Genomic DNA, 14,782 nt, shown 5'->3' on the forward strand with positions numbered 1-14,782 from the left:
CGGCAAGTCCGGCGAAACGCTAAGGGCAATAGTTATGTCTGCTTCGGCTTCACGCCCCCAACGTCGCCCCTATCTGCTGTTACGCGAACGCTATGTTTTGCGGCAGCTTTTTCTTGGGCTGCTCGGCATCACGACTGGAGCCATCGCGCTCATCTGGCTAATGCAGTCGCTACGCTTCGTCTCGCTTGTGGTCGATCGTGGACTTTCGCTGAGGGTATTCATCCAGCTGACTTCGCTAATGATCCCGTCCTTTCTCGCCGTCATCCTTCCGATCACGACCTTTCTGGTCGTGCTGTTCGGCTATCAGCGTATGGCAGGCGATCGCGAAGTGACGGTTATGCAGGCTGCCGGTTTATCGCCGTTCCAGCTGGCGCGCCCGGCAATGGCCTGTGCCCTGATCGCCACGATACTGGGCTATATTCTCAATCTGTGGCTGGTGCCGGTCTCCTATCATGCGTTCCGGCGTTATGAGTTCGAAATTCGCAATCGTATGGCCGCTTTCCTGCTTCAGGATGGCGTCTTCGCCCAGTTGTCGAAAGACATGACCGTCTATGTGCGCAAACGCGACCGCGACGGGGAAATGCATGGCGTTTTCGTCGAAGACGACAGACTGCCCAATGCACGCGCCACAATCATCGCAGAGCGCGGCAATATGGTCGTGATCGATAACCAGCCACGCGTCGTTCTATTCAACGGCTCGCGTCAGGAGATCGATCACCACACCGGGCGGCTCAATGTGCTGACATTCGAGCGAAACTCCATCGACCTCTCGAGCCAGAAGCAGGCCGAGACACAAGCACGAGACGCGTCTGAAATGTCGTTGTCCGAATTGTTTCATCCCGACCCGCGCTACGTTTCGCAACGCGATTGGGGCAAATTTGCTGTGGAAGGCTGGCGACGTCTGACGGCCCCTCTCACCACCTTTTCCTTCAGTATGATTGCCCTAGTGGCTGTGCTGAGCGGCGCGTTCTCGCGTCATGGCAATGTCAAACGGCCTCTCGGCGCCATTTTATCGGTGGTCGGGCTCATGGCCATGTCGCTGATGCTGCAGAACCTCGCAGGACGCAATCTGGGCCTTGTCCCTCTGCTCTGGGTCGTGGCCATCGTTCCGGCCATTGGCTGCAGCTACTGGCTGTTCGCCCCAAAGGGGGCGAGTGCAGCGCGAAAGAAGTCCCATGGCACGTAGTCCTCTCGCCCTGTTCAGAGAAGGCTCGGCAGGCGTCTCAGTGACGTTGTCGATCTATATCTCGCGCATTTTTACGCTCTTTGCGCTGGCCATGATCGCGGCACTGACCGGGCTCGTATCGCTTTTCGATTTTATCGATCTGCTGCGGCGCGTGGCCACCAAACCGGACGTTCCTACCAGTCTCGTCACAGAAATTGCCGGGCTCCATGTCCCCTATTTCATGATCATGATCATGCCGTTCGGCATTCTGCTTGGCGGCATCGTCTGCTTCTGGCGGCTCACGCGCTCGTCCGAGCTGATCGTGGCGCGAGCTGCCGGCATCTCGGCCTGGCAGTTTCTCGCCGCACCTCTGGCCTGTGCCTTGCTTATGGGCGGTTTCGGCACAATCGCCCTGTCGCCGCTCTCGTCATCGATGTTTCGCAAGGCAGAGTTGCTGGACGAGGCCTATCTCAAGACCGGAGGCGGCCCACTCTCGCTGAATGGCGGGGCACTCTGGCTGCGCCAGCTCGACGACGATCAGGGGAGCAAGGGCGTGGCGATCCTGCATGCGCGTCATGTTTTCATGCATGACCGCAAATTGAGCATCAACGATATCAGCATCTTCCGTCTCGACGCCCATGACCAGCTCGTGGTTCGTATCGAGGCGCCTCGGGGCGAGCTGGTCAAAGGCGCCTGGAAGCTGGAAGACGCCGCAACCGTGCGGCCTAACCACCTGCCCACGCATATTGGTGACTACCTGCTGCCGACCAACCTTTCCCTGACCCGTGTTGAACAGAGCTTCGCTTCGCCTGACACGCTTTCGGTGTGGTCGCTGCCCGGTTTCATACGCCTGCTTGAGCGCTCCGGTTTTTCATCCATACGGCATCGACTGCACTTCCAGACTCTGTTAGCTCTTCCGATCCTGTGCGGTACAATGGCTCTCGTTTCAGCTGGGTTCTCCATGCGTCCCTCGCGGCGCGGCGGTGTGGCGCGCATGCTTGGCTCGGGAATCGCTGCGGGTTTTGCGCTTTTCACCATTTCGAAGGTGGCGGCGCAGTTTGGTGAATCCGGTGCCCTCCCGCCAGTCATGGCGGCCTGGGCGCCGACTGGCGCAGGTCTCTGCTTGGCGGTAGCCTTGCTTCTGCATCTGGAGGATGGTTGATGTCGAAACGGCGTGTTGCGCATAAGAGGCGCAAGTCCTGGCTGGCTGCGTCCATGCTGGCTGGCACCGCCACGTTCGGCGCGATCCCAGAGGCCGATGCAACGATGCAGCGCCAGACCGGTCCGAAAGTTGCGGTCGGCAAACCGTCCTCGCAATCAGATCCGGTCACCTATCTGGCCGATCAGGAAAGCTACACCCGCTCGGGCGTGGCGACCTGGACAGGCAATGTGCAGGTCTGGCAGGGCGAGCACGCCATGCGCGCCGACAAGATTGTCTTTGATCGCAATACCGGCGTCATGACGGCGACCGGCCATGTAGCAATGGTCGAGCCCGACGGCAGCACCAGCTATGCCAGCTATGTCGAGCTGAGCAACGGCATGCATGATGGTGTTGCGCGGGCGATTTTTCTGCGCATGGAAGATAATGCCAAGATGGCCGCCAATGGCATGCGCCGCACCAATGGCAAGATCAACGACATGGGCAAGGCGGTTTATACGGCCTGCGAAATCTGCGCCAAAGATCCGTCGCGCGCGCCTTTCTGGCAATTGCGCGCCTATAACGCGACGCAGGACACCGAACATAAGCGCATCAATTTCAGCCATGCCTATCTCGATATGCTGGGCATTCCCATCGTTTACCTGCCGATTTTCTCGATGACGGACCCCAGCGTGAAAAGGCAGAGCGGCTTTCTCATGCCGGGCATCAACCCGCATGACCGCTATCTCGGCACGTATTTTACCATTCCCTATTTCTGGGCGATCGACGACCAGCAGGATTTGACTGTGCAGGGCCTAGTTTCCACCCGTACCGGGCCGCAAATCAGTGGCCAGTATCGAAACCAGCTCAATTTCGGCAAGATCAATCTCACCGGCGGCGTGGCCTATAGCACCCGTAAGGAAGGAAGCTACGTCAACACCTTCGGCAATACGGTGGACGGCACTAACGATAACGGTATCCAGGGCTATGTGCGTGGTAATGCCGTGTTCGACCTCGACGATCACTGGCGCGCTGGCGCCAATGTCAATCTGGCCTCCTCGGCCAACTATATGCGCGACTACCGCATCACCGGCTACGGCAATGAAACGCTGCAATCTACGGCCTATATCGACGGTTTCGGCGTAGGTTCCTATACGCGCCTCGATGGCCAGTTCTATCAGGGACTGAACCAGGGCGTCATTCGAAACTCGAATCTGCCATTCGTCCTGCCGCGCCTCAATTACGCCTTCCAGGCACAGACCGATCCGCTCGGTGGCACGTTCTCGCTGAACACTAACGACTTTAACGTCTATCGTCCTGAAGGCACGCGTGACCAGCGCGGACAGATCCAGATGAACTGGAACCGCCCGTTCCATAACGTGCTGGGGCAGATCTGGCTTCTGACGGCACGTGTGGATGCCACGGTCTATCAGGCGAGCCACCTCACCGAACAGCCGCTTTATTATACCTCGACCGGCACGCATACGACCGGCTGGGTTCTGCCAACCGTCGCGCTGAAAATGAACTGGCCGTTCATGCGTCGCTTCGCGCACGGGCACGGCTCCCAGATCCTGGAGCCCATCGTTCAGGCGATTGCCGCTCCGAATATGGGCAACAGCGCCACACGCATGATCCCGAACGAAGACAGCCTGCAATACGAATTCACCGATAGCACGCTGTTCGCGCTCAACCGCTATACCGGCACGGATCGTCTCGATGGCGGTTTACGCGGCAATGTGGGCGTTCATGGCAACTGGACCTGGCGTGGTCATGTGGTCGATTTTCTGGTGGGCGAGAGCATTCAGCAGCATATCACCCAAAACCGCATCGCCTATTCAGGGCTCGATCACCACCTCTCCTCCCCAGTTGCGCGTGTTCGTGTGAGCCCCAACCAGTATCTCGACCTGACGGCACGCGGTCGCTACGACCCGTGGCGCAAGAGCTTCGATTACGGTGAAGGGCTCGTCAGCGTCGGTGTGCCGGTATTCCACGTTAATGCGGGCTATATCTACGAGCCGGTCACCCCGTATTATTTCTACGCAACGAATTACCGCCTGAATGGCCCGACGCAGGTCTATTACACCAAGACCAACGAAGTAACGGCTGGCGTATCGACCGCGTGGAAGCAATATCATGCCTCCGTCTACGGACGCCGGTCACTGTCTCGCAAGGAGTTCGTCAGCCTTGGCGGCGATATCGGCTATTCCAACGACTGCTTCGGCTTGGACATCCTTGCGATCAAGCAATATACCTCGATCGGTGGTCAGCAGCGCAACACGACCGTGCTGTTCAATCTCACCTTCAAGACGATCGGTACCTTCGGAATCAATGGCTGACGGACGCGCAATGAGCTTTTCTGCCCCCTTCCTTCGGGCTGCACCGCACTCCGGCTTCTGTCGGTCGATGCGCACGACGCTTCTCGGCTTTACGGCTCTGATCGCCTTTCCCGTGCTTGGCGCGCAGGCGGCGCCGGCGCATCACGGGCAGACCCAGCGTGCCCATCCGGGGCATGGCTCGGTGGTCGAGCCGGTCACTCCGCCCGAAGATGCCATTCTTGGCACGATCAACGGGCAGGTTCTGACCGAGCGCGATGTCGATAATCGTGGCAAGCTCTTCGCCCTGTCGACCGGGCTGAATATCAGCCCCGATCTGATGCAGCGTCTGCGCCCGCAGATCATCCGTCAGCTTACCGACGAGCGCATCAAGACGCAGGAAATCCTCAAGCGTCACATCAATGTCGAGCCGCAGCAGATCGCCCAGGCCATCAACAACATCGAATCGCGCAACGGCATGCCCAAGAATGCCCTGCGCGATCGATTGGCGCAGGACGGGGTATCGCTCACCACGCTGATCGACCAGATTCGAGTCCAGATCGGCTGGATGCAGGTACTGCGCGAGGAAATCTCCGGGCGCGGCCGCATTACAGCGCGCGAGATCGCCCAGCGTGAGGAAGCCCTGCGCGCAGAGGAGGGTCGCCCGCAATACAATGTGAGCGAGATCTTCATTCCTGTGGCCGATCCGCGCCATTCGGAAACCGAGCTCGAATTCACCAAGACCATCATCACCCAGCTGCGCAACGGTGCCCCCTTCCCGATCGTGGCGGCTCAGTTCTCCCAGGCACAGACCGCGCTCGATGGCGGGACCATGGGCTGGGTGCAGGAAGACAGCCTTGATCCGCCCGTGGTGGAAATCGTACGCCAGATGCCGATCGGCGCCATTTCCAACCCGGTCAAGGTGGCGGGCGGCTATGTGATCGTCACGGTCAATGGCAAACGCACCATCGGCCATCAGAACGTGACCATGGTGACCGTGCGCCAGGCGTTCTTCCCGTTCTCATCCCCCCTGAACCCGCAGGATCCGACGGACCAGCAGAAAATGACGCTACAAAGGGCATCCTCTGCGGCTCAATCGGTTCATGGATGCGAAGCGATGGAAGCGCTCAACCATTCTCTCGGGGAAAAGCATCCTTCCGATCCGGGCGGGCAGCTCGTGCTGGAGCGTCTCAATCCACAGATGCGTCAGGTTCTATCCGACATGCCTATCGGCCAGTCGAGCCGACCGCTTGTCTCTACCGATGGCATCGCCCTGCTGACGATCTGCTCGCGCGGACAGAAAAATATCGCCCAGCAGAGCCCGAGCGAAATCGCCGACAGCCTGATGAATGAGCGTGTCGAACAGGCCTCTCGCCAGCTCGAACGCGATCTCGAGCGTCGTTCGGTCATCGAAATGCGTAAGGACGACAAGGCCGTAGCCGCGAAATCGACGGATGACGCGCCGAGCGATGATGAGCTCCCCGCCAAGAAGCCGCACGGCAAGCCTGCACCGGGTCAGGGATGACCCTTCCCAGCCTGCGCGATGCCATCCGTATTCATGGCCTTGATGCCAAGAAGTCCTTCGGCCAGCACTTTCTTCTCGATCCGGGCATCGTCGCCCGGATCGCTTCTCTCGCGGGCGACATGGCCGGACGCCATGTGGTTGAGATCGGGCCCGGTCCGGGCGGACTGACGCGGGCCCTGCTCGATACAAAGGCGGACGGGGTTCATGCGGTCGAGATCGATCAGCGGGCCTGGCCACTGCTCGATGAACTTGTGGCCCATGCCAATGGCAGGCTGGTGCTGGTCAAGGCCGACGCAACCAGCCTCGACACTGCGACACTCTGCCCTGCACCGCGCAAGATCGTTGCCAACCTACCCTATAATGTCGGCACGCCTCTCCTGATCGGCTGGCTCCGTCAGGCTGCGCTGTGGGAGCGCATGACACTGATGTTTCAGCTTGAGGTGGCCGATCGCATCTGCGCCGCCCCTGATACATCGGCCTATGGCCGGCTCGGGGTGATCGCCCAGTGGTGTGCGACGTGCAATGTAGTCATGAAGGTGCCTGCTGGCGCATTCTCGCCGCCGCCCAAGGTCGAATCGGCGGTGGTCGACCTTGTACCCAAGGCAGAACAGCCCTCGGCTGCGCTGTTCAAGGCAATGGAACACGTCACCCATCTGGCTTTCGGCCAGAGACGCAAAATGCTGCGTGCTTCGCTCAGGCCCGTGGGGGGCGAAGCGCTGCTTGAAAAGGCTGGCATTCTGGCGACCCGCCGCGCGGAAACGCTCTCGATCGACGAATTTGCGACGCTGGCGAAACTGGTTTGTACTGCAAACTGAAAGCGAGAGGCGCTTGCACTACCTCCCGCAAGCGCCCATACAGGACCAAGACGGGTGCACTTGCCCGGAACGCCGAATGCATGTGGCATCTCGGTTCGTTTCGCAGGCGCATGTCTGCACGCAAAATTCTTCTGCGTGCCCGTCGTACTATCAAGGAGCCTCGTTATGGCAACAGGCACCGTCAAGTGGTTCAACTCAACCAAGGGCTTCGGCTTCATCAAGCCGGATGCCGGTGGCGATGACGTGTTCGTACACATCTCCGCAGTTGAGAAGGCTAATCTCTCCACCCTCGCAGACGGTCAGGCGCTTTCTTACGAGACCGAAGTCGGCCGCAACGGCAAGACGTCGGCTGTCTCGCTCAAGCTGAGCTAAGGCCGCCTCCTCTTCGGAGGGGACGACGAGGAACTGCCGAAAGCGCGGTCTGGTTTCCAGATGGAGCCGCAAAGCGCTTTCAGCACGCTCCGAGCCTGAAAGCAGCCAGAAGAACAGGATTTCCCTTTTCCAGCTCGCTGCCTCAGGCTGTCGGCACTGACGGGCATTTTGCCCGGTAGCGCCCACCAATGACAGACTGCCGCTCGCGACCATCGCGAAGAATCAGGTATACCGTCTCGCTGACATGAGTACGCGCTCTGCGCACGTACCCCCCCCCAGACAACCCCGGTTTAAATTCTAGAAAGCAATATTCGTCGCAACCGCAAAGCTGCGCCCTTGCCCCCAGCTATTGCGAAATGCCGAGCCCGTCGGGGTGATGATATAGCCCTGATTCAGCAGATTAACGGCATTCAGCTGAAGACTGACCTGTCGGGAAAACAGTTTCGGTACTGTCCATGAGGCAAACGCATCGACCGTGCCATAGCCGGGAACCTGAAAACTGTTATTAAGCGTTGCCGCACGTGTACCGACAAGCTGCACACCGCCACCGGCGCGCATGGCGATCTTGTACCAGGGGAGCGCCCCATTCCACGTCAGAAACAGACTGCCACTATTTTTGGGAACGCCGATCAACTGATGGCCTTCGGTCTCAGGCGTATCCCGCAAGGTGCGCGCATCCGTCCAGGCATAAGACAGGATCGCGCTCCAATGTCGCGTCAATGCACCCGTCAGGCTCGCTTCGAGCCCTTTCGATCCGGCAAGACCGGTCAGACGCTGTATCATATTGCCATTGCCGTCCAGCCCAGCCGCCTGAAGCACGTTCTTCTTGCGGATATGATAGAGCGCCACGTCCGCTGTAAGCCCGTGGTTTTCGTAGCGAGCGCCAAGTTCAAATTCTCGCCCGGTCGTCGGCTTGTATCCGCCCTGAAGAACGGTGCCGGCAGAAAGAAGATTGGCCCCAAACGATTGTGAGTAATCGCCGTAGAAAGAGACGCTCTTGAACGGCTGCCACACAAGGGCAGCGAATGGCAGAGGCTTGGTATGGGAAGCCTTGGTCGTCTCGACGAAAGGAATTCCGCTGCCATAGCGCAGGGCAAACCACTGATAGCGCACGCCACCACTTGCGATCAGAGTCTTAGTCAGATGAATATTATCCTTCAGATAGCCTGAGGCGTTGTTGATGTTCTGCTGGAGATTGCTGCTTGCCGGATTGAGACGCCCCGTCGGGGCAAGGCCGCCATAAACGGGTTTGGACGGGTAGAAGCCGCCCTGATTGGCCGATTGATAAAAGGCACCCTGATCCTGGTTGCGGTTCTCATAATCGACCCCGGCGGTAATTTCATGCTTCATGCGCCAGAGCTCGTGGGTACCTATGTAGTCCAGAGCCACGCTGCCATTGGCACGCAGCGTACCGCTATTGGCGCGATAACGTCGCATCAGAATTCCGGTGCGTGGGTTGTAACTGGAAGGATCGGCCTGTCGGTCGTGATAATCGTCCCGGTTATAGCCGCCTGCCAGCCTCAATCGGTCATGCGCCCCCAGTCGGTAGCCGAGATGCGACGCAATGAGATGACGGGCACCGAATGAGGCCGTCCAGGCTTCATCGAGACGCTTTTGCGGGCCGGAAACAGGGTTGTTACCGACGAATACAGCGCCGCGATCCAGAACATTATGATAATCGACAAATTCGTAGGACAAGGCGCCGTCCCATCGATCATGCCGCCAGTTGAGCGTCGGCGCGACCAGAACCTGTTTGTTTGCGCCGAAGTTACGCCAGTAATTTTCATTACGGAAACCGCCGATCAGGCGGAAGGCGAAATCCTTACCGAGCGGACCGGTAAAATCGAGATGGCCCTGGCCGCCCCCGAGCGAACTCCATTGCGTGCCGAAATTAGCGCTAAACCGGTGAAAATCGGGAGCCTTGGTAACGACGTTGATCACACCCCCCGGCTCTTGCATGCCATAGAAGAGGGACGCTGGCCCTTTGAGGACTTCCACACGCTCTGTCGTGTCGCCCTGATAATTGCGCCCAATTGGCATTCTCACGCCATCGCGCAAAATCGATCCATCATCGTTCGAGCCGAAGCCACGCTTGATCAGAGAATCCTGCGTTCCGCCGAAATTATTGCCAACCACCATGCCCGGAACGTATTTCGCCATGTCCTCAATGGTCTGCGGCGCGAAATCGACGATCGTCTGATGCGTGACGACATTGGTCGTCTGCGTTTGCTCTAGGAAGGGCGTCGACCTTTTGTCGCCCATACTGCTATCGGTCGCCGCGTAGGACCCGCGCTCACCGCGTACCGTGATCATCTCCCTGCGAGTCTTCCTCCGGGCGGCGCTCTCCGCCTCTTGCTTCCCCTTGCCAGGCGGCACTGAGGCCATCCCCGCCTTTCTATCAGCAGAGGAACCGCTCTGGGCGGCAACGGCCTCCGCTTCCGTCGCCCCCTGCTGGGCCAGAGCGTCAGGAGAGCCAGCCAGACCGAGCGTGGTCATGCAGGAGGCGACAAGGACGGAGCGAGAGGGTCGAACTACCCTTGTCGCCTTTCTAATGCGAATAGGTCTCATTCGCCAATTACGACACAAATCGTGACAGGACGAAACATGGAATCACGATTCCGAGAGGCCTAACCATTACTTATCGTTACATATCGCTGCCTTTTGACGATTCCGCCCTCATTTTCCCTAAGCGCTGACGGAGCATTCACGATGGAAAACGGCCCAGTTCACTCCCGGTACTGATAGTCTCGCGTTAGTGCCACCGCATTCAGATCGGGCGAGAGCTGGATCTGGAAGTTCATGTGCCCCTGAAGGCGGAAGGATAGTTCTGCACCCGTCAGATAGAATTCGAACATCCTGCAAAAGCGCTCATCGTATAGCGCCTCTATCTTCTCACGATTAGCGGCAAAGCGTTCACGCCAGATCTTTATCGTTTTGGCGTAGTGCAGCCTCAGGACCTCGCAATCCGTCACCCAGAGCCCAGCACGCTCGATCGAGGGAAGAACCTCGCTCAAGGCAGGCGAATACCCACCGGGGAAGATGTATTTATCGATCCAGGGATTGGTCGAACCGGGGCAATCCATGCGCCCGATGGAGTGGATCAATGCGACACCATCAGGTTTCAACGCTTTACGCACGCTGCGGAAATAGACGTCGTATTGCCCGATACCGGCATGCTCGAACATACCGACAGAAACGATACGGTCGAATTGACGGTCGAGCTTGCGGTAATCCATGAGGAGAAACTGCACCTGCCCTTCAAGACCGGCCTCGCGTGCACGCCGCTGCGCCACTTGCAACTGTTCGCGCGACAAGGTGATGCCGGTCACCCTCGCCCCGTAATCCTTTGCCAGAGTGAGTGCCATGCCTCCCCAGCCGCAGCCGATATCGAGCACCTCGAGCCCTGGCTGATCGAGGCACAGCTTGACAGCGATATGGCGCTTCTTGGCGAGCTGTGCCTCTTCGAGCGTCATGTCGTCGGACGTGAAATAGGCGCAGGAATACTGACGGTCCTCGTCGAGAAAAAGATCGTAGAGCGCGCCATCCAGATCATAGTGATGGGCTACATTGGCGCGGGACCGGCGCTGATTATTCCACTGTCTGAAAAACCGGGTGACGAAGCGCGCTTTCTCTTCCAGCTTGTTCAGAAAATGGTGACTGCCGTGGATATTGAGCATCAGCACGCCCAGAACATCCTCTAGGGTGCAATCGACGGCTGTGATCTCGCCATCCATCCAGCCCTCGCCGAAAGCGAGTCCCGAGTTGAGCAGCAAGGCCCTGAGCGCCTTGTCTGTCTTGACGTGAATAGCGGCAGACGGTCCCGGCAGCCTGCCACGATACTGTCTCATCTTGCCATCGGGCAGGATGACTTCCAAAGCACCGGCCTTGATAAATCGCCTCAATACCTGATCAAGCAGAAATGCCATGGTAGACCCCGATCTTTTTCAGACAATTCAAGTATTTGAACGTCCAAAATACGCGGTCGTCAACAGAGCCAGACAAAACAAAACCCGGCTGCCAGAGGCAGCCGGGTCTCGTAGTCGATCGTAAAACGCGGTGTCTATTAGACAGCAGCGCCTTCGACTTCACCTTCGGTCGCGGATTCGTCACCCTCGACTTCGGTTTCGAGGACGTACTCGTCCTCTTCAGCGACGATGGCTTCGCCACGTGCCTGACGCTCGGCTTCTTCTTCCGAACGGGCAACGTTGACGGTCACCGGGATCGAAACTTCAGGGTGCAGATCGACGCGAGCCTCGATCAGACCCAGCAGCTTGATCGGCTCAGCCAGCACGACCTGGTTGCGACCGACCGTAAGACCTGCTGCGGTCACAGCGAGCGCGATATCGCGGGTCGTGACGGAGCCGTAAAGGCTGCCGCTGTCACCAGCCTGACGGATGATGACGACGCTCAGACCGTGCATACGCTCGGCAAGACGCTCTGCTTCTTCACGACGCTTGAGGTTCTGAGCCTCAAGCTGCGCGCGCTCGGTTTCGAAACGCTGACGGTTCTGGGCATTGGCGCGAAGCGCCTTGCCCTGCGGCAGCAGGAAGTTGCGCGCATAGCCGGGCTTGACGCGGACGATTTCGCCCATCTGGCCCAGATGCTCAACGCGCTGCAACAGGATGACTTCAGTCTGTGACATGCCTGTCTCCTCAGTTCATCACGTAGGGGAGCAGGGCAAGGAAGCGGGCGCGCTTGATCGCCTGCGCCAGCTCACGCTGCTTCTTGGCCGAAACCGCCGTGATGCGGCTCGGAACGATCTTGCCGCGCTCGGAGAGGAAGCGGCTCAGCAGACGCACGTCCTTGTAGTCGATCTTCGGCGCATTGGGCCCGGAGAACGGGCAGGACTTGCGGCGGCGATAGAACGGGCGACGGGCGCCGACGGCGATGCGACGGGCGGCCGGGTTGATTTCGTTGGTGTTCTCGTCAGACATCGCGATCACTCCGCTTCCATCTCGGCACCCTCACGGGCGCGGTATTCTTCACGATCGTCGCCACGACGGCCACCACGGCCGCTGTCGAAACGACCAGCCGGCTTGGCATTGCCACCACGGAAATTGCCACGATCGCCACGATCATCGCCCTTGCGGGACAGGATCGGAGACGGGTCCTGGGTGATCTCTTCGACGCGCAGCGTGAGAACGCGCAGAACGTCTTCGTTCAAGCTCAGCTGACGCTCCAGCTCGCGGATCTGATCCGGGCGGGCATTCAGGCCGAGAAGGACGTAGTGGCCCTTGCGGTTCTTCTTGATGCGGTATGCGAGCGAACGCAGACCCCAGAATTCGCGCTTCTCGATGGAACCGCCATCCTGGGTGAGGAGGGTTTCGATCTGCTCGACGAGGGTTTCGACCTGCGCCTGCGAGATATCGTTACGTGCGATAAGCACGCTTTCGTACAACGGCATATGAGCTCCCTTCGGATTGCTTCAACCCAACTGTCGACCGCAACCGGTCGGGTCAGCGCCTCTTCCACAAGGCTTGGGTATAGCCGGGACGATGCCTTCGTCCGGCAGGGGAATGCGGCATAGAGCACACCCGCCCACTCTCTTGCAAGCGCAATCGCACAGAGACAGCTGAATCGGGGCACAACGCTTTCGGAGAAACGCGGCAAAACGGCGCAGCGCATAGCGTCGTGGCAGGTCTCAGAGTATCAAAGGGCTCTGCTCGCCTCGATAATTCGAAGAACGCATGTAGTTAGCGATATTATTATAGACGAGACCCTCGTTTTCGGCATCAAGGAGTCTTGTCGTTCCTTCAGCGACATGCCCGCAAATGGCTCTAGTGAAGACATGCGGGCCGGTAATATTAAGTGTCGCTGTTGAACCCGATCCGTGCAAGGGATGAAGATAGTGCCTGATGTTGAACAGCACCTGCTCTACGACTTTCCTCATCAACGGGTGCCCGGCTGTGCAGATGATGAACCACTGCACATATTCACCGCCTTCGACATGGGCGACTTCACACCCCCTTCCCCAGCCATGAAAACGGGTCGACCGCGCAGACGCCCAGTGCGAAAGCAGAAAACGGTCCCCCTCTCGAATAATCTCGTCGAGCGGTCGTTCGACCCCGGATTTCATGTCGAAATAGACCCCGCCATGTCTGTAGATGCACAGATAGCGAAACAGATCGGCTCGGGCGGCACCGAAGCGAGGGTTGATCGACAGATAATCCTTTAGGATAGGCCATCCGTAGAACTCGTAAATGTAGTCGAGCCTGTCTTTCTCGCTGTAGTATTCGTACACCCAACCGTCATTGAGAGTCTTCAACTGATCGACATTATCGGCAAACTGGGCGCCTATTTCGAGGGGGTTATCTGTCTGATGGATACGTTTGGGAATTGATTGGCTCTCAGGGATGAGCGGGATTTCGGGGCGTGCATCATCTGACACCTCACGGAATTTCTCCCATCCGCCGCAATTGGCAACATGATCACCTCGGCCATCGGTCTGGGCGGACAAAAACCGGCCGTCCTTCAGGATCGTAAAGCATTCATGCTCTGCTCCCCGCACTTCGTAGCCGAGCGTGTCGAGATCAGCGCGTTGGCACGCCCGATGGCCGCCATCTTCAAGATCGCACAAATTCACGTGATACAATACAGATCCGTCAATACACAAAATGGTATTGAAATAACTAACGATCATTCCCGATGCGCACCCAGAATTACGATTAATATCCAACACGATATCTGATAAGCAGAGACGTTCGCACAGTATCGCATGCAATCACGAAAGCGGTCTAGCGTCTGCGAACATAACGAGCAATCCTGCACGCGCCCCGAACACTCGCAGAAGGCGAAGTCGAGACACCTGTCGATTACCTTGAAGACGTCGAAATCTATGTGACACTGCGCTGAGCAATGCCGTATCTTATTGCCTCAAGGGCGGAGATGCTCGGGCAAAACAAGCCCCAAATCGTCGGGAATACTCCAATGCTCCTGTTCGACCATAATCGGCACGAAACCCGCAGCCTTGTAAGTGCGCAGGGCGTTGGGATGATCGGCCGTACAGGTATTGACGCGAAGCACGCGGGTCTCTTTCTGCCAGCCCTGCTGGATCGCGGCTTTCAGAAGTTTCTTTCCCAGCCCCCTCCCTTGCGCAGAAGGAACGAGGCCGAGATAGGACAGATAAGGGGTTTCAGGCTTCTCGATATCGAGTTCGAAAAACCCGACCACGCCTTCGGGCGCAAGCAAACGGAAAATATAAGTGTGGGAAGAAGCAATGATGCGGTGCAGCGTTGCCTTGGGCATCAGGTAGCGCATCCACCAGCAATGCGGTGCGCCGATGAGGCGATAAAGCGCGAGATAATCGGTAGTGCCGGGGTGCCACCGTTCCAGTCGGTAACCTTCGGGCCAGACGACCCGGCCCGGCAGAGGGGGCCTGAGGCGCTCGAGGAAGGTCACGTCAACCGTCACTTCGGTTGTCGGACGCTCCGGAGCCACCTCAAGCCACTTCTCCAT

Annotated in this window: 13 protein-coding genes; 6 read left to right on the top strand and 7 right to left on the bottom strand. The window is 58.5% G+C overall.

From position 1 onward, the window contains the following. The first annotated feature begins 34 nt into the window (after positions 1-34). The 6 genes from lptF to ABHV46_RS04295 all read left to right on the top strand — a co-directional run bounded on the left by lptF (position 35) and on the right by ABHV46_RS04295 (position 7,327). Positions 35-1,186 (top strand): LPS export ABC transporter permease LptF, encoded by a 1,152-nt coding sequence (gene lptF / locus ABHV46_RS04270; RefSeq protein WP_438382970.1) that lies wholly within the window; start codon positions 35-37, stop codon positions 1,184-1,186. Next, a complete protein-coding gene (gene lptG, locus ABHV46_RS04275; protein WP_438382972.1) occupies positions 1,176-2,327 on the top strand; it encodes an LPS export ABC transporter permease LptG in 1,152 nt (383 codons plus the stop codon). Before lptF ends, lptG begins: the two co-directional genes overlap by 11 nt. Continuing rightward, a complete protein-coding gene (locus ABHV46_RS04280; protein WP_438382974.1) occupies positions 2,327-4,639 on the top strand; it encodes an LPS-assembly protein LptD in 2,313 nt (770 codons plus the stop codon). The genes lptG and ABHV46_RS04280 overlap by 1 nt, the downstream gene beginning before the upstream one ends. 10 nt (positions 4,640-4,649) lie before the next feature. Next, the gene (locus tag ABHV46_RS04285; protein ID WP_438382976.1) at positions 4,650-6,140 is read left to right on the top strand and encodes a peptidylprolyl isomerase; all 1,491 of its coding nucleotides are present in this window, start codon (positions 4,650-4,652) and stop codon (positions 6,138-6,140) included. Next, a complete protein-coding gene (gene rsmA / locus ABHV46_RS04290; protein WP_438382978.1) occupies positions 6,137-6,955 on the top strand; it encodes a 16S rRNA (adenine(1518)-N(6)/adenine(1519)-N(6))-dimethyltransferase RsmA in 819 nt (272 codons plus the stop codon). The genes ABHV46_RS04285 and rsmA overlap by 4 nt, the downstream gene beginning before the upstream one ends. A gap of 165 nt (positions 6,956-7,120) precedes the next feature. After that, positions 7,121-7,327 carry a cold-shock protein gene (locus ABHV46_RS04295; protein ID WP_188424936.1) on the top strand — a complete coding sequence of 69 codons (207 nt, stop codon included), beginning with the start codon at positions 7,121-7,123 and terminating at the stop codon, positions 7,325-7,327. A gap of 297 nt (positions 7,328-7,624) precedes the next feature. Here the strand turns inward: ABHV46_RS04295 and ABHV46_RS04300 are convergent, their stop codons facing one another. The 7 genes from ABHV46_RS04300 to ABHV46_RS04330 form a co-directional block, all read right to left on the bottom strand. Further along, positions 7,625-9,823: a TonB-dependent siderophore receptor gene (locus tag ABHV46_RS04300; RefSeq protein ID WP_438382983.1), complete on the bottom strand. Its 2,199-nt coding sequence runs from the start codon at positions 9,821-9,823 to the stop codon at positions 7,625-7,627. 230 nt (positions 9,824-10,053) lie between these two features. Continuing rightward, positions 10,054-11,253 carry a class I SAM-dependent methyltransferase gene (locus ABHV46_RS04305; protein ID WP_438382988.1) on the bottom strand — a complete coding sequence of 400 codons (1,200 nt, stop codon included), beginning with the start codon at positions 11,251-11,253 and terminating at the stop codon, positions 10,054-10,056. Between the two features lie 137 nt (positions 11,254-11,390). Beyond that, entirely contained in the window at positions 11,391-11,969 is a 579-nt protein-coding gene (gene rplI, locus ABHV46_RS04310) for a 50S ribosomal protein L9 (RefSeq protein ID WP_336944878.1), read from the bottom strand. Positions 11,970-11,979: 10 nt separating this feature from the next. Then, a complete protein-coding gene (gene rpsR, locus ABHV46_RS04315) occupies positions 11,980-12,261 on the bottom strand; it encodes a 30S ribosomal protein S18 (RefSeq protein WP_023977644.1) in 282 nt (93 codons plus the stop codon). Between the two features lie 5 nt (positions 12,262-12,266). After that, positions 12,267-12,731 (bottom strand): 30S ribosomal protein S6, encoded by a 465-nt coding sequence (rpsF, locus tag ABHV46_RS04320; RefSeq protein ID WP_336944877.1) that lies wholly within the window; start codon positions 12,729-12,731, stop codon positions 12,267-12,269. 237 nt (positions 12,732-12,968) lie between these two features. After that, positions 12,969-13,910, bottom strand: coding sequence for a glycosyltransferase family 32 protein (locus tag ABHV46_RS04325; RefSeq protein ID WP_336944876.1), 942 nt, complete (start codon positions 13,908-13,910; stop codon positions 12,969-12,971). A 290-nt stretch (positions 13,911-14,200) separates the two neighbouring features. Further along, positions 14,201-14,782 (bottom strand): GNAT family N-acetyltransferase, encoded by a 582-nt coding sequence (locus ABHV46_RS04330; protein WP_438382991.1) that lies wholly within the window; start codon positions 14,780-14,782, stop codon positions 14,201-14,203.

This window comes from Asaia sp. BMEF1 (assembly GCF_051628905.1).
Lineage (GTDB): Bacteria > Pseudomonadota > Alphaproteobacteria > Acetobacterales > Acetobacteraceae > Asaia.